The organism is Corallococcus llansteffanensis, from assembly GCF_003612055.1.
In the GTDB taxonomy this organism is placed as follows: Bacteria; Myxococcota; Myxococcia; order Myxococcales; family Myxococcaceae; genus Corallococcus; species Corallococcus llansteffanensis.
In genome coordinates, this window is the sequence record NZ_RAWB01000214.1 from 1 (window position 1) to 15,216 (window position 15,216).

Consider the following 15,216-nt stretch of genomic DNA (forward strand, 5'->3'; position numbering starts at 1 on the left):
GGGGGCGCCTGGTCGGCGGGGGCCCGGGGAGGAGCGGCCGGATGAAGTCTTCGCGGCGCGGGGACGTTGAATCTGCTTAGGGGACATTGCGTGGACTCGGTTCCGCTTTACTCTGGGCCACCGCGCGCCGGGCGGCCAGCCGAGAGGAAGTTTCGGGGGGCGCGCGTGGTTTTGGTCTGGTTCTCCCTTACATCTCCTGGGAATTCCCTTCACTCGCCGCCTTCCTTCGAGGATTCTCCGGCGAGAGAGCCAACATGATTGAATGGACGCTAAAGAAGCTCATCGGGACGAAGAATGAGCGCGAGCTCAAGAAGGCCCGACTGAAGATTGCTCGCATCAACGAGCTGGAACCCCGCATGAAGGCCCTCCAGGACGAGGACTTCGCGCGCGAGACGGCCCGGATGAAGCAGGAGATCCAGAACGGCCGGCCGCTGGACGACTTCCTCTTCGAGGCCTTCGCCATCACCCGTGAGGCGGCGCGCCGGGTCATCGGCCAGCGCCACTACGACGTGCAGCTCGTGGGCGGCCTGTTCCTCCACGAGGGCTGCATCGCGGAGATGCGCACCGGTGAGGGCAAGACGCTCACCGCCACGCTGCCCTCCTACCTCAACGCGCTGTCCGGCCGGGGCGTCCACGTCGTCACCGTGAACGACTACCTGGCGCGTCGTGACGCCGAGTGGATGGGCCGCGTCTACAAGTTCCTGGGCATGACGACGGGCTGCGTGCTCCACGAGCTGTCCGACAAGCAGCGCCAGGAGGCGTACCGCTCGGACATCACCTACGGGCAGAACAACGAGTTCGGCTTCGACTACCTGCGCGACAACATGAAGTTCCGCCTGCAGGACTACGTCCAGCGGGAGCTCAACTACGCCATCGTCGACGAGGTGGACTCCATCCTCATCGACGAGGCCCGCACGCCGCTCATCATCTCCGGCCCCACCGAGGACAGCACCGACAAGTACCTCCTCGTGGACAAGGTCATCCCGGCGCTCGTCCCGGACCAGGACTACACCCTGGACGAGAAGCACCGCGCGGTGGCCCTCACCGACGACGGCATCGACAAGCTCCAGCGCAAGCTGGGCGTCGGCAACCTCTACGCCCCGGACGAGATCGAAACCCTCCACCACGTCGAGCAGGCCCTGCGCGCGCACACGCTCTACAAGCGCGACAAGGACTACGTGGTGAAGGAAGGCGAGGTCCAGATCGTCGACGAGTTCACCGGCCGCCTCATGCCGGGCCGGCGCTGGTCGGACGGCCTCCACCAGGCCATCGAGGCCAAGGAGGGCGTGAAGATTGAAAACGAGAACCAGACGCTCGCCACGGTCTCGTTCCAGAACTACTTCCGCATGTACTCCAAGCTGTCCGGCATGACGGGCACCGCGGACACGGAGGCGGAGGAGTTCGCCAAGATCTACAACCTCGACGTGCGCGTCGTCCCGACCAACCGGCCCGCGGTGCGCCGCGACGAGCAGGACGTGGTCTACAAGACGGAGCGCGAGAAGTTCGAGGCCGTCGCCGGGCAGATCGAAGAGCTGCACAAGGCGGGGCAGCCGGTGCTCGTGGGCACGGTGTCCATCGCCAAGAGCGAGGTGGTCGCCAACTTCCTCAAGAAGCGCGGCGTGCCCCACAACGTGCTGAACGCCAAGGCGCACCAGCGCGAGGCGGACATCGTCGCTCAGGCGGGCCGCAAGGGCGCGGTCACCATCTCCACCAACATGGCCGGCCGAGGCACGGACATCCTCCTGGGCGGCAACGCGGAGGTCATGACCAAGAGCGCCATGGGCCCGCCGCCGGAGCCGCCCCTGTCGTCCCAGGACGGCCAGCCGGTGGACCTGACCGCCTACCAGGCGGCGCTGGCGGACTACGAGGCGCGCTTCGCGGAGACCAAGGCGAAGAACGAGGAGCTGACGAAGCAGGAGCGCCAGGAGGTCATGGCCGCCGGCGGCCTCTTCATCATCGGCACCGAGCGTCACGAGTCGCGCCGCGTGGACAACCAGCTGCGAGGCCGCGCCGGCCGTCAGGGTGACCCGGGCGCCAGCCGCTTCTTCCTGTCGCTCGAGGACGACCTGATGCGCATCTTCGGGTCCGAGCGCATCCAGAGCCTGATGGAGCGCCTGGGCATGGAGGAGGGCGAGGTCATCGAGCACATCTGGCTGTCGCGGGCCATCGAGAGCGCGCAGAAGCGGGTCGAAGGCCACAACTTCGACATCCGCAAGAACCTGCTCGAGTACGACGACGTGATGAACCAGCAGCGGCGCACCATCTACAAGCTGCGCCGCCAGGTGCTCGCGTCGGGCGCGGGCGTCCCGCTCGTGGAGTACGAAGAGGATTTGAAGACCCGCGTGAAGACCCGCTCCGAGCGCGTCATCACCTGGGCGGACTTCCGGGAGATGGTCCTGGACGCGATGGACGACGCTGTCGTGTCCCTGACGGACACCTACGCCGCCACGCGCAGCTCCGACACCTGGGACATCGAGGCGCTGTCCGCCGCGGTGAAGGAGTCCTTCAACCTGGAGATGAGCTTCGAGGGCACCGGCAACCGGGAGGAGCTCCAGGAGCAGATCTACCAGGCGGCGGAGAAGGTCTTCTCCGCCCGCGAGCAGGAGTTCAGCGAAGACTTCATGCGCTTCCTGCAGTACCGGTACCTGGCCACCATCGACCAGCTCTGGAAGGACCACCTGCTGGCCATGGACCACCTGCGCCAGGGCATCGGCCTGCGCGGCTACGGTCAGAAGGACCCGAAGCAGGAGTACAAGAAGGAGGGCTACCAGGGATTCATCCAGATGCTCGCCGCCATCAAGACGCAGTTCGTCAGCCAGATGATGCGCGTGCAGGCCCGCTCCGCCTCCAGCGCGGCGGAGGAGACCGCCCGCATCCAGCGGCAGCTCGCCCAGCAGCAGAAGAGGGCCGTGGAGGGCCGCGCGGACGCCGAAGGGAAGCTCGCGGAGGCCACCGCCACCCCGGTCGCCCAGCGGGCCGCCGCCGCCGCCCCCTCGGACGCCCCTCGCGTGGGCCGCAACGACCCCTGCCCCTGCGGCAGCGGCCGCAAGTACAAGAAGTGCCACGGCGCCAACGAGGCCAACGCCTAGCCGTCCGCCGTAGACAGCCCTGACGTCGCCCTCCGGCGCGGTCGCCCTCCCTTCCAGGGGAGCGGGGGCCGCGCCGGTCGCCTTCCTGGAGGGGAGGGGAGCGGGCCTGGAACGGGGGAACCCGGACAGGCGGTGCGCCGAAGCTTGCGCCCCTCTCAAGCGTTCTGCTAAGGACGCCGCGCCCTGTTATGTAGGGGCCGGGCCGTACGCCCGAAGGCAGTCGCAGCACCCACTACTCACACGCGCGTGCCGGTCGCCGGTGCCCCTCCAGGTGGAAGGGCCAGGGCCGGGACTTCCCAAGACGCGCGTGGCGGAACACAACCGGAAGGTACACGCACCATGGAAACCCAGCAGGATACCCAGACGCAGGCCCAGGCGATGGCCGCCGCCAGCGGCATCACGATGCGCCAGCTGCTCGAGGCCGGCGTCCACTTCGGCCACCAGACCAAGCGCTGGAACCCGAAGATGAAGCCCTACATCTTCGGTGCCCGCAACGGCATCTACATCATCGACCTGCAGAAGACCGTGACGATGGCCCGGTCGGCCTTCCGCTTCGTCGCGGACATCACGGCCCGTGGCGGGTCGGTGCTCTTCGTCGGCACCAAGAAGCAGGCGCAGGACGTCATCCGCGAGGAGGCCGCGCGCGCCGGTCAGTTCTTCGTCACCAGCCGCTGGCTGGGTGGCACGCTGACGAACTTCAAGACCATCAAGCAGGGCATCGACCGGCTCAAGACGCTGGAGAAGATGGCCGAGGACGGCACCTTCGAGCGCCTGCCCAAGAAGGAAGTCGCCCAGCTCGACCGTGAGCGCGAGAAGCTGGAGAAGAACCTGGGCGGCGTGAAGGACATGGCGAAGCTGCCCCGCTGCGTCTTCATCATCGACCCGAAGAAGGAGCACATCGCCATCCACGAGGCCACCCGCCTGGGCATCCCGGTGATTGGCCTGGTGGACACGAACTGCGATCCGGACGGCATCGACTTCGTCATCCCGGGCAACGACGACGCCATCCGCTCCATCAAGCTCTTCACGTCGAAGATCGCGGACGCGTGCCTCGAGGGTGCGGCGCGCTACCGTGCGTCCGGCGCCGCCGAGCGCGACGAGCAGGAGGAGCGTGAGGGCCGTGACGACCGCCGCGACCGCGATGATCGCCGGGGTCCCCGCCGCAACGACCGCCGCGACCGCGATGACCGCCGGGGTGGTGGTGGTGACCGTGGCGGCGAGCGCCGTGGCCCCCTCGTGGAGATGAAGGGCGCTGCCGCCCCCGTCGCCACCGAGACGCCCGCCGCCGAGGGTGGCGAGACGCCCGCGGCCGAGTAGTCCGCCGCCGTCCTCGCTTCCACGCAAGCTCCGGAGTCGGCCGGGCGGCACCTTCCAAGGCCCGCTGTCCGGCCGTCTCCATTTTTTTGTCCCCGCGGTATCCCCCTTGAACTCATGGCTCCTCCCGCGGCGCACGCCGCCGTGCTCGGAGCAGAAGAAGAGAGACGAACATGGCTGAGATCAGCGCCCAGATGGTGAAGGACCTCCGCGAGCGGACCGGCGCGGGCATGATGGACTGCAAGAAGGCCCTCTCCGAGACGGCCGGCGACTTCGTGAAGGCCGAGGAGTGGCTGCGCAAGAAGGGCATCTCGCGCGCCGCCGGCAAGGAAGGCCGCGTCGCCGCCGAAGGCATCATCACCAGCTACATCCACGGCGGCCGCATCGGCGTCATCGTGGAGGTCAACTGCGAGACCGACTTCGTCGCGCGCAACACCGACTTCCAGGACCTGGCGAAGGACGTGGCCATGCAGGTCGCCGCGGCCAGCCCCAAGTTCGTGCGCCGCGAGGAAGTCCCGCAGGACGCGATGGACAAGGAGAAGGAGATCCAGCGCGAGCTGCTCAAGCAGCAGGGCAAGCCCGAGGCCATGCTGGAGAAGATCCTCGTGGGCAAGATGGAGAAGTACTACGAGGGCGTCTGCCTCGTGGACCAGCTCTGGGTGAAGGACGACAAGAAGAAGGTCGGTGAGATGATCACCGAGCGCGCCGCGAAGATTGGCGAGAAGGTCTCCGTGCGCCGCTTCGTCCGCTTCGAAGTGGGCGAGGGCATCGAGAAGAAGAAGGAAGACCTCGCCGCCGAGGTCGCCAAGACGCTGGGCCAGGCCTAAGCGCTCTTCGCTGTACCTGCCGCACCCGGGGCCGCGTGCTCGTGGCTTCCCCTCAGCAGGGGAGGCCTCGGGGGCGCGGCCCTCGGTATTCCAGGGCCTCCTTCCCCCTTCGGGACCGTCCGGACGCCCGGCATCGGACGGTGCGGGCCCGGCGATGACTTCCATCGTTGATCGGGCGCGGGGCGGGGGATAGAAGCGGTCGCGTATGTCCGAATCCACCTCTCCCTACAAGCGCATCCTCCTCAAACTGTCGGGCGAAGCCCTGATGGGCGAGGGGAAGTACGGCATCCACCCCCCCACCCTCACGCGCATCGCTGAAGAAATCGCCGAGCTGTCCCGGGCGGGCATCGAGCTGGCCGTCGTCATTGGCGGAGGCAACATCTTCCGCGGCGTGGCCGGGGCGACGGAGGGCATGGACCGCGCGAGCGCGGACTACATGGGCATGCTCGCCACCTGCATCAACTCCATGGCGATGCAGGACGCGCTGGAGAAGCAGGGTCTGAAGACGCGCGTGCAGTCCGCCATCAAGATGGAGCAGATCGCGGAGCCCTACATCCGCCGGCGCGCGGTGCGGCACCTGGAGAAGGGCCGCGTCGTCATCTTCGCCGCGGGCACGGGCAACCCCTACTTCACCACCGACACGGCCGCGTCGCTGCGCGCGATGGAGATCAACGCGCAGGTCATCCTCAAGGCGACCAAGGTGGACGGCGTCTACAACGCGGACCCGAAGAAGGACCCCACGGCTCGGCGCTACCGGACGCTGACGTACATGGACGTGTTGAAGCAGAACCTCAACGTGATGGACTCCACGGCCATCTCGCTGTGCATGGACAACAAGCTGCCCATCATCGTGTTCGACCTGGGCACGCGCGGGAACATCCACCGCGCCGTCATGGGCAAGCAGGGTGAGTTTGGCACCGTCGTCGGGGCCTCCGAGACGGTCTGGGCCTGAAACCCCGAGCAGGGCTGACACAAGCTTCTGGAGGAGACTGCAATGGCTGACACCGTCGCGGAACTGAAGCCTCGTATCGACAAGACGCTGGAAGACCTCAAGCGGGAGCTGGCCAAGGTGCGCACGGGCCGTGCGAGCACCGCCATCCTCGACGGCATCCGGGTGGACCAGTACGGCACGCCGACGCCGCTCGCGGGCGTGGCCAGCATCAACGCGCCCGAGCCCCGGCTCATCACCATCAAGCCGTGGGACAAGGGCGTCCTCAAGGACATCGAGAAGGCCCTGCGCGAGGCGAACCTGGGCATCAACCCGATGAACGACGGGGAGATGATCCGCCTGCCCTTCCCGCCGCTCACGGAGGAGCGCCGCAAGGACATCGTCAAGCAGGTGAAGACCAAGGCGGAGGACCACAAGGTGGCCATCCGCAACCACCGCCGCGACATCCTGGAAGCCCTCAAGGCCCAGCAGAAGGACAAGAAGATCACCGAGGACGACCTCAAGCGCTTCTCCAAGGACGTGGAGGACAAGACGGCCGCGGGCATCAAGCAGGTCGACACCATCTACGCGGAGAAGGAAAAAGAGGTCATGAAGGTCTGATGGCCACCGTCCTCCTGGCCGAGCCGTCCGCCCCCGTCGCCAGCGCGCTGCGGCGGTACCTGGAGGGCGCCGGCCACGAGGTGGCCTGGGTGGGCAGCGCAGTGGAAGCGCGCCGCCTGCTGGAAGACCGTCCCCCGGCGGTGCTCGTGGCGTCCGCGAGCCTCCCCGTGGACGGAGAGGCCCTGTGCCAGGAGCTGCGCCAGAAGGGCTCCCGGCTGCCGGTGCTGCTGGTGTACCCCCCGGACGAGGAGCACGCGGACCCGCGCGCCACCCAGGCCGGGGCCGACGGGTGCCTGGTGGGGCCCCTCAAGCGCGGCACCGTCGTGACGTGCGTGCGGCTGGTGCTGCGCCTGGACGAGGCGGGAGCCCGCCCCCAGGCCCCGGAGGACGGCGGGGCGGCGGCGGCCGTGGGCATCCCGGCGCGTCCCGGAGGCCTTCCGGAGCGCAGGGCCTCCCGGACGGACGTGTTCGCGGTCAGCACCTCCCCGGACTTCGACTTCCTCAAGCGCCTGCTGCTGATGGAGGTGAAGCGCAGCCGGCGCTACCGCTACCCCATCTCCCTGCTGCTGGTGGAGTTGGATCGCTTCACCGAGCACACCCTGAGCCTCGCGCCCCCGGCGCGCACCGCGCTGCTCGCGGAGGCCCTGGGGCTGCTGACGGCGGGGGTGCGCGACATCGACGTGGTGGTGCCCTTCGCGGAGAGCCGCTTCGTGGCGTTCCTGCCCCACACGCCGCGCTCCGGGGCCCGGGTGGTGGCGGAGCGGCTGCGCGAGCGGATGCCCTCCCTGAAGACCCTGCCGGGCGCCACGGCGTCCGTGGGCGTGGCGGTGTCCGAACCCTCGAGCGGCGGCAAGGGGCTCACGCAGGGCGCGGGCCTCAGCTTCGGCGGGCTCCTGAGGGAAGCGGGGGAGGCGCTGCGCCGGGCCCAGATGGGCGGGGGCGACAGCGTGGTGGTGGCCCCGTCAGGCCCGGGCCCTGGTGCTCAGGACGGGTAGACGAGGTCCTGGCCGGTGAGGTGCTTCACGACGCCGGCGACGAAGGCGAACAGCTCCAGCCCGCGCCCCTTGTCGTCCTTCCAGGTGCGCGAGGCTTCGTCGTAGTCGAAGTGGATGCCCTGGCCCTGGCCGGCCACCCAGAGCTGCCGGACGGCGCGCTGGGTGTTGATGATGCACTTCTCACGGGAGCTGGCCGTCAGCGTCACCATGTCGCCCGTGCTGTCGGCTTCCAGCACGTCCGGGTCGAACGCGTCCGCCGCCGCCATGATGCGCTTGAAGGCGGCGGCGACGAGCGGGTTGTAGCGGGCTTCGTCCATCATGGCCGCGCTCCCGGACGTCACTGGATGACGTCGAGGACCTGCTGGCCGGGGGCGGCGTAGAACAGGAACTTCAGGTGCTGGGCGGGGGGGTTCTCACCCTTCTCGCCGGGGACCTGGTCCTCGGTGCTGGTGGGCGTGTCCGGCCACTCCATGGCGATGACCGTGCCCGGGTTCACCGGCTTGGGGAAGGACTGCATCCCCAGCAGGTGCGCCGCGAGCGCGCCCATCGAGGGCTGGTGGCCCACGAGGACGAGGTTCTCGTGGTTGTGATCCTTGAGCACGGGCTCCACCGCGCCCACCGGCATGTCCGGCAGGAGGCAGCGGTGCACGCGCAGCAGGCCCTCGTGCTTCGTCGCGAAGGAGAGGATCTGCGCGGTCTGCACCGTGCGCACCAGCGGGCTGGTGAGGATGAGGTTGATGGGCCCCATGCGCTCGGACAGCGACGCGAAGTGCTGGGCAATGTTCGCGCGGGCCTTCGCGGTCAGCGCGCGCGCCTCGTCGCCGAGACCCTCGGGGATCTCTGCGTCCGCATCGCCGTGCCTTACCAGGAAAATCCTCAAAGTCCCTCCACTGAACGCGACAAGCCCGCGGTTCGTACATGACCGTGGCCCGGTTGGTCAAAGGTAATGCGGCGAATGTTCAGTGGCCGGAACAGCCGACGTGGGGTCGGCGTTCGGGAACCGGCGCTCGCGGGGGCCCGTCGGAGCATACACTGCCCCGCGCCGGTGGCGGTCGCTGGAGGTGGCATGCGCAAGCTGTGGTGGTGGTTGCCCGTAACCCTGGTCCTCTCGGCGTGTCGCAAGGATACGGTCGGCGGTGGCCCGGAGGCTGGCACCGAAGGAGGGGAGACGGTCGCCCGCCTGGAGGGCGAGGTGGCCCCCGACGATGGCACGGCCGGACCCTACCCGCTGACGCAGGCGAAGCTGGAGGCCTACGTGGGCTACCAGCGCAAGATGCTGGAGGTCTACGGCTCGCTCATGAGGGGGCTGCAGGACATGGGGCCGCTGATGGACGCGGGCACGCCGCAGGCGCTGGAGGCGGCGCGCTCGGGGCTGAGGCTCATCGAGCGCAAGGCCCAGGCGGAGACGGACGCGCGCAAGGCCGCGGGCCTCACCACCGACGACGTCAACCGCATCGCGGAGATCGTCACCGCCGTCATCAGCCAGCGCCAGATGGGACGCACGCTCCAGTACGAGGAGGAGCTCAAGAAGCTGGAGGCGCTCCAGTCCCGCATGCCCGCGGAGCAGCAGCAGGAGCTGGCGCCGCAGGTGGATTCCATGCGGCGCCAGGTGGAGGCCTTCCAGAAGCTCCCGGAGGCGCGCCGCGAGTTCGGCGACGCCAACGTGGACGTGGTGCTCACCCGCGAAGTCGACCTGACGAAGAACTATCAGGACATGCTCAAGGCCTTCGCGGGCGTGCGGCGCTGACTCACACGCGCTTGAGGTGCGGGGCCTTCTTCAGGAGCTGCGCGAGGAAGGTGTCGCCCATCTTCTCCAGCACCGTGTTGCCGCGCAGGCGCTGGTTCAGGTTGACGAAGTCCACGTGGTCCAGCCGCTGGTCCTGGTTGTAGCAGGAGAACACCCACGTCTCCTTGCCGGTGAGCGGGTCCACGTGCCGCTGGAGGCACTGGGCGCAGATCTCCTTCATCATGCACTGCATGGGGGAGTTGATGGACCCGATGGCCTCGTGTCCGGGCTTCAGGTACGGCTGCAGCACGCCGTGCCGCGCCTCGGCCACCGCGCGCATCATCCGGTCCGAGCCGATGGCGATGATGCGGTCCACCTCACTGAGGGAGATGACCGGCGCCACGCCCAGCTTGCCTTCCGCGTAGGCCACCATGGCCTGCACCACGTTGCCCCGGAAGGCCGCGTCCTGCGGCCGGCGCACGTCCAGCAGGTCGCCGCCGTCCACGGACCAGATGACCTGGTCGGTGCCCAGTTCAATCTCCTCCTGCTTGAACGAGTCCGCCTTCATCCGGTAGCCGGCGAAGTAGACGACGCGGCAGCCCGCCGCCTTGAGCGAGCGCGCGATGGAGAAGAGGACCGCGTTGCCCAGGCCGCCACCCACCAGCACCACCGTCTCGTTGTGGCCGATTTCGGTGGGCGCGCCCGTGGGGCCCATCAGCACGACGGACTCGCCGGGCTTGAGCGCGGCGCACAGGCGGGAGGAGGAGCCCATCTCCAGCACGATGGTGCCCATCAGGCCCTTCTCCTTGTCCACCCACGCGCCCGTGAGCGCGAGGCCCTCCATGGTGAGGCGCACGCCGTCCACGAGGGGCGCGTTCCGCTCGAAGTTCTGGAGCCGGTAGAACTGGCCGGGGGAGAAGTGGCTCGCGGCGAAGGGAGCCCGCACCACCACCTCCACGATGGTCGGCGTGAGCCGGTTCACCGCGACGACGGTGGCGAGGAACGCCTCGTCCAGCTTCGCGAAGTGCTCCAGGCGCTTCGCCTCGCGAGCCTCCTGCGCGGTCGTGTCGGCGAAGTCCAGTGACGCGACCTCCTTCGCGAACAGGCGCGCCACCTGCGGGTGCCCGTCCTTCGCGCTGGCCATGGCCTTCACCACGTTGCCCGCGTAGGTCGGGTGGTTGTCGCCGTAGAAGGACACGAAGCGGCCGTCCTGCTGGTAGGACGTGAAGAAGCCCACCTTCGCCTCGGGGTCCTCCGCGGCCTCCACCGGCTGGAGCGTGAAGCCCGCGCCCTCCGGCTTCTCCACCAGCTCGAAGCCCTGGAAGTACTCCTTCGCCTCGTCGAGCTGGAAGGTGCCCGGGTACTCCTTCTCGTACGTGACGTTGGGGGACGTGCCCGCGGCCACGCACACCGTCTTCGCCGGCAGCTCGAAGAACTGGCCGCTGCCCTTGAGCCGGCCGTCCACCGTCACCATGCGCTCGAAGCGCAGGGCGCGCACCGCGCCGGACGCGTCAGGCAGCGCCTCCACGGGGCTCATCCGTTCGATGAAGCGGATGCCCTCCTCCAGCGCCTTGGAGACCTCCTCGTGGTTGAGGCGGTAGGCGGGGGACTCGGTGAGGCCCCGGCGGTAGCAGAGGCTCACGCCGCCCCACTGGCGCACCAGGTGGATGAAGTCCGGCGTGCGGCCCTCCGCCTGGGCCTTCTGGCGTTCGGCGCGGACGGCGCGGCCGTGCTCCAGGAAGGTCTGGTAGGTGGCGCGCTCCTCGGCGTCCAGGCGCTCGATGACGCCTGCTTCGCCCAGGTCCGCGACGAGCTTCTCGTGGCGCTCCAGCGTCTTCTCCACCTGCACCGGGTAGTACGCCATCAGCTCCGTGGCGGTGTCCACGCCGGTGAGGCCGCCGCCGATGACGATGGCGGGCAGCTGCACCTGGAGGTTCGCCAGCGAGTCGCGCTTGAAGGCGCCCGTGAGCTGCAGCGCCATCAGGAAGTCGGAGGCCTTGCGGATGCCCCGGATGAGGTTGTTCTTCATCCCGATGATGGTGGGCCGGCCCGCGCCCGCGGCGATGGCCACGTGGTCGAAGCCCAGCGCCCAGGCATCCTCCAGCGTCAGCGTGCCGCCGAAGCGGATGCCGCCGTAGATGCGCAGGCCCTCACGGCGCGCGAGCGTCAGGTGGATGAGCGTGAGGAAGTTCTTGTCCCAGCGCACCGTGATTCCGTACTCGGACACGCCGCCGAAGCCCTCCAGCACGCGCTCGTCCAATTCGCGCGTGAGCCCGCGCCAGTCGCGGATGGGTTCCAGCTTGTGGCCGTTGCGGCCCACCAGCTCGTCCGGGAACGGTTCAATCTTGAGGCCGTCCACGCCGGTGACGGCGAAGCCTTCATTCAGCAGGTAGTGCGACAGCGTGTAGCCGGCGGGCCCCAGGCCCACGACCATCACGTTGCGGCCCACGTAGGGCAGGGCGTACGGGCGGCGGATGTTGAGCGGGTTCCAGCGCGTGAGCAGGCCGTAGATCTCAAAGCCCCACGGCAGCTCCAGCACGTCGGTGAGGGTGGCCGTCTCCGCGAGCGGGATGTTCACCGGCTCCTGCTTCTGGAAGATGCAGGCCTTCATGCAGTCGTTGCAGATGCGGTGGCCGGTGCCCGGGCACATGGGGTTGTCCAGCGTCACCATGGCGAGCGCCGCCACGGAGTCACCCTCGCGCTTGAGCGCGTGCGCCTCCGAGATGCGCTCGTCCAGCGGGCAGCCGGTGAGCGGGATGCCCAGGGGGTTCTTCTTGAACGAGTGCCCCTCCGCCACCGGGTCCTTCGCGGGGAAGCCCTTGGAGCACGAGTCCTTCTGCCGCTCGTGGCAGATGACGCAGTAGTCCACCTCGTTCATCACGTCGCGCGGCGTGCCCCGGCGGTCGGTGAGCTTGAAGCCGTCGCGGTGGCGCAGGTGGTGCTCCAACCCCTCCGTCTTCTCCTCCAGCGCGGCGTCCGGACGCTGCAGCTGCACCAGCTGGTCGAACACCAGCGGCTTGGGCAGCCGCAGCGTGGGCCAGGTGTGGAAGAGCGACTTCGTCTCCGGGTGCAGCGCGCGGGCGTACGTCCACCGGTCCGCCAGCGACAGGAGCGCGCGCACGGCCTGGAGCTCGGCCGCGTCGTCGCCCTTCGTCACCAGGCTGGAGCCGAAGGCGTCCGCGCCCTCGGGCGTGGCGATGAGCGCGAGGCGCAGGGCGGCCCACTGCTCGCGCAGGGCCGGGGCGCGCTCCTGGTGCGCGGGGGGCAGGTTGCCGGAGAAGAGCCGCTCCAGGTCGAGCAGCGACAGGATGGACTCCGCGAGCGCGCGCTCCAGGTCGCCGTGGGCGAGCGCGTCCGGGAAGCCCAGCTGCATGAGCAGGCGCATGCGGCCGTCGAGCGCCGGGAACTCCGCGAGCGACGGGCGGTCCTGGGCGCCCTTCTTGAAGACGCGGCGCGTGATGAACTCACGCTTGAAGTCGAAGAGCGGCAGCTCGCCGCGCAGGTGGCGGGCCAGGCGCTCGGACTCCGTGCCGATGCCGAACAGGGTCGCGACGAAGCGCGAGACGTGGCGGGCCACCTGGATGAGCAGGTCGGATTCCGCCGGGCCGGACGGCGTGGTGCCTCCGGACTTGCGGTAGGCGTCGAAGGCCTGGAACAGGTCCGGGGCGTCGCCCTGGAGCTGCGCGTCGAAGCGCTCCGCCAGCCGGCGCAGGCCGCTGGGGCGGTACAGGTCTTCGAAGGAGAATCCCGGCAGGCCCAGGTGAAGGGTCGGAGCAGGGGCGGAGGCGGGTTCGTTCAAGGCGCGCATGTCACGGACAGGGGGAGGAGAACCTGGAGCAACGATTCCGGAAAGGGGCCTATTTCGCGGCGTGCCGCCCGGAAAGCAAGAGGGCTCGCGAGTCGGGAGGGCCCCGGACCCATGGGTGCCATCGCCCGGCCTTTCCCCCCATCCGACGTGTTGAGGCGGTAGGCCCTTGCGGTTACGGTGCGCCGCCATGATGGACAACGCCGCACGTCGTGCCGCTGAACCGCACCTGGCCCCCGTGCCGGACGCCTGTTACCTGTGCAAGGGAGGGCGCCTGCGGCTGCGTCACCGGGCGCGGGGCAGCGCCCAACCCGAGGGGGCGGCCGCCTACAACTGCACGTCGTTCGGCCACCGCAGCCACCCGCCCATCTGGGGCTGCGAGGACTGCGGGATGATGTTCCAGTGGCCCATCCAGTCCCCGGATGCGCTGCTGCAGGCGTACCAGGACGTGGAGGACCCGCTCTACGTCGCGGAGAAGGACAACCGCTACCACACCTTCCGCCGCGTGTTGCGGGAGCTGGGCCCGGCGAAGGGGCGCACGCTGCTGGATGTGGGCGCCTACTGCGGCTACTTCCTGGATGTCGCGCGCGAGGCGGGCTTCCAGCCGGAGGGGCTGGAGCTGTCGCGCTGGGCGGGCAACAACGCGCGCGGCCTGGGCTTCACCGTGCACGGCGTGCCCCTCAAGGAGCTGGCGGCGAGGGGGCTCCAGTACGACGTGGTGACGCTGTGGGACGTGGTGGAGCACTTCGCGGATCCGCGCGAGGAGCTGAAGGCGGCGCTGAAGCTCGTGCGCCCCGGCGGCCGCATCTACCTGTCCACCATCGACGCGGGCAGCCTGCTGGCGCGCGTGATGGGCGGGCAGTGGCCGTGGCTGATGGACATGCACCTGTTCTACTTCGGCCGCCGCACCCTGGCGCTGCTGCTGGAGGAGGTGGGCTTCCACGTCACGGACGTCCGGACGTACACGCACATCATCTCCGCGGACTACCTGCTCCGGAAGGTGGGCGCGAGCTTCCAGCCCGCGGCGCCGGTGCTGGAGCTGGTGCGGCGGGGCGTGCCGTCCAGTTGGTCCATCCCGTTCAACCTGGGCGACAACATGCTGATGGCCGCCGAGCGGCCGCTCTGAGTCCCCCGGCGCCGATGTCCTCACCGATATCCCCACCGATGTCCGCGCCCATGTCTCCTGGGGCACGGCGGATGCTGCACCCGCTCGCGCTGGGGGTGTCCTTCCTGCTGTCGGCGTTCCACACCTGGCCGCTCCTGTCCCAGATGAAGGGGGCGGTGCTGGGCGGCCGGGAAGACGTCTACATGAACATGTGGCACCTCTGGTGGATGCGCCAGGCCGTCTGGGTGCAGCCTCAGAACCCCTTCTTCGCGCCCTTCCTGCACTGGCCCCTGGGCGCGGAGCTGTACTGGCACACACTGGCGCCCGCGAAGACGCTCTGGGGCGTGGTGCTGCTGCCGTTCATGTCGGTGGAGACGGCGTACAACGCCGTGCTGTTCGGCTCGTTCGTGCTGACGGGCTACACGACGTGGCTGCTCTTGCGCTACCTGCTGGAGCGCGCGGGCCACGGGCCGTGGATTGCCGCCGCGGCGGCGCTGGCGGGCGCGTGCGTGTTCAACTTCTCGCGCTACCACCTCAACCACGCGACGGCGCACCTGAACCTCACCGCGCTGGAGGGGATGCCGCTCTACCTCTACTGCTTCTTCCGGTGGCTGGGCGAGGGCAAGCGCAAGTGGCTGGTGGGGCTGGCGGCATCCGCGTTGTACGTGTTGCTGTGTGACTACTACTACCTCGTCTACATCGCGCTCTTCTCGCTGCTGTGGGTGGTGGCGGAGCGGTGGAAGCGCGGGCCGCTGCTCTCCGTGGACACGTGGAAGGACCCTGTCGTGCGGCGCGCAGTGGTGGCG

Annotated in this window: 11 protein-coding genes and 1 pseudogene; 9 read left to right on the plus strand and 3 right to left on the minus strand. The window is 69.1% G+C overall.

Translation table 11 applies throughout. The annotated features are described in order from the left end of the window. The first annotated feature begins 254 nt into the window (after positions 1-254). From secA to D7V93_RS20505, 6 genes are all read left to right on the plus strand, one after another. Positions 255-3,089, plus strand: coding sequence for a preprotein translocase subunit SecA (secA, locus tag D7V93_RS20480; protein ID WP_120645024.1), 2,835 nt, complete (start codon positions 255-257; stop codon positions 3,087-3,089). Between the two features lie 339 nt (positions 3,090-3,428). After that, positions 3,429-4,406 (plus strand): 30S ribosomal protein S2, encoded by a 978-nt coding sequence (gene rpsB / locus D7V93_RS20485; protein WP_120613399.1) that lies wholly within the window; start codon positions 3,429-3,431, stop codon positions 4,404-4,406. 170 nt (positions 4,407-4,576) lie between these two features. Further along, a complete protein-coding gene (gene tsf / locus D7V93_RS20490; RefSeq protein WP_120645025.1) occupies positions 4,577-5,230 on the plus strand; it encodes a translation elongation factor Ts in 654 nt (217 codons plus the stop codon). Between the two features lie 205 nt (positions 5,231-5,435). Further along, a complete protein-coding gene (pyrH, locus tag D7V93_RS20495) occupies positions 5,436-6,182 on the plus strand; it encodes a UMP kinase (protein WP_120613397.1) in 747 nt (248 codons plus the stop codon). Between the two features lie 42 nt (positions 6,183-6,224). Beyond that, on the plus strand, positions 6,225-6,779 hold the full coding sequence (gene frr, locus D7V93_RS20500) for a ribosome recycling factor (protein WP_120613396.1): 555 nt from the start codon (positions 6,225-6,227) through the stop codon (positions 6,777-6,779). Then, complete coding sequence (locus tag D7V93_RS20505) at positions 6,779-7,774, plus strand: diguanylate cyclase (protein WP_120645026.1); 996 nt, start codon at positions 6,779-6,781, stop codon at positions 7,772-7,774. Before frr ends, D7V93_RS20505 begins: the two co-directional genes overlap by 1 nt. On the opposite strand, the gene cyaY is transcribed toward D7V93_RS20505, so the two are convergent. Together cyaY and D7V93_RS20515 are read right to left on the minus strand one after the other, a co-directional pair. Further along, positions 7,762-8,094: an iron donor protein CyaY gene (gene cyaY / locus D7V93_RS20510; RefSeq protein WP_120613394.1), complete on the minus strand. Its 333-nt coding sequence runs from the start codon at positions 8,092-8,094 to the stop codon at positions 7,762-7,764. The two genes, D7V93_RS20505 and cyaY, sit on opposite strands and share 13 nt — an antisense overlap. Before the next feature lie 17 nt (positions 8,095-8,111). Continuing rightward, positions 8,112-8,654 (minus strand): SixA phosphatase family protein, encoded by a 543-nt coding sequence (locus D7V93_RS20515; RefSeq protein ID WP_120645027.1) that lies wholly within the window; start codon positions 8,652-8,654, stop codon positions 8,112-8,114. A 186-nt stretch (positions 8,655-8,840) separates the two neighbouring features. Between D7V93_RS20515 and D7V93_RS20520 the strand changes: the two genes are divergently transcribed. After that, a complete protein-coding gene (locus D7V93_RS20520; protein WP_120645028.1) occupies positions 8,841-9,521 on the plus strand; it encodes a hypothetical protein in 681 nt (226 codons plus the stop codon). Between the two features lies 1 nt (position 9,522). On the opposite strand, the gene D7V93_RS20525 is transcribed toward D7V93_RS20520, so the two are convergent. Next, positions 9,523-13,308, minus strand: a complete 3,786-nt coding sequence (locus D7V93_RS20525) for an FAD-dependent oxidoreductase (protein ID WP_120645029.1) — start codon at positions 13,306-13,308, stop codon at positions 9,523-9,525. 187 nt (positions 13,309-13,495) lie between these two features. Here D7V93_RS20525 and D7V93_RS20530 point away from each other — a divergent pair, with 187 nt between their 5' ends. Together D7V93_RS20530 and D7V93_RS20535 are read left to right on the plus strand one after the other, a co-directional pair. After that, positions 13,496-14,431 (plus strand): class I SAM-dependent methyltransferase, encoded by a 936-nt coding sequence (locus D7V93_RS20530; RefSeq protein ID WP_244237404.1) that lies wholly within the window; start codon positions 13,496-13,498, stop codon positions 14,429-14,431. A 50-nt stretch (positions 14,432-14,481) separates the two neighbouring features. Continuing rightward, positions 14,482-15,216, plus strand: a pseudogene (locus D7V93_RS20535) (hypothetical protein); the annotation flags it as partial.

What these genes read in the sequence shown, in the direction of transcription:
- secA (WP_120645024.1), top strand. Translation starts at nt 255, where the DNA reads ATGATTGAATGGACGCTAAAGAAGCTCATCGGGACGAAGAATGAGCGC.
- rpsB (WP_120613399.1), top strand. Translation starts at nt 3,429, where the DNA reads ATGGAAACCCAGCAGGATACCCAGACGCAGGCCCAGGCGATGGCCGCC.
- tsf (WP_120645025.1), top strand. Translation starts at nt 4,577, where the DNA reads ATGGCTGAGATCAGCGCCCAGATGGTGAAGGACCTCCGCGAGCGGACC.
- pyrH (WP_120613397.1), top strand. Translation starts at nt 5,436, where the DNA reads ATGTCCGAATCCACCTCTCCCTACAAGCGCATCCTCCTCAAACTGTCG.
- frr (WP_120613396.1), top strand. Translation starts at nt 6,225, where the DNA reads ATGGCTGACACCGTCGCGGAACTGAAGCCTCGTATCGACAAGACGCTG.
- D7V93_RS20505 (WP_120645026.1), top strand. Translation starts at nt 6,779, where the DNA reads ATGGCCACCGTCCTCCTGGCCGAGCCGTCCGCCCCCGTCGCCAGCGCG.
- cyaY (WP_120613394.1), bottom strand. Translation starts at nt 8,094, where the DNA reads ATGATGGACGAAGCCCGCTACAACCCGCTCGTCGCCGCCGCCTTCAAG.
- D7V93_RS20520 (WP_120645028.1), top strand. Translation starts at nt 8,841, where the DNA reads ATGCGCAAGCTGTGGTGGTGGTTGCCCGTAACCCTGGTCCTCTCGGCG.
- D7V93_RS20525 (WP_120645029.1), bottom strand. Translation starts at nt 13,308, where the DNA reads ATGCGCGCCTTGAACGAACCCGCCTCCGCCCCTGCTCCGACCCTTCAC.
- D7V93_RS20530 (WP_244237404.1), top strand. Translation starts at nt 13,496, where the DNA reads ATGATGGACAACGCCGCACGTCGTGCCGCTGAACCGCACCTGGCCCCC.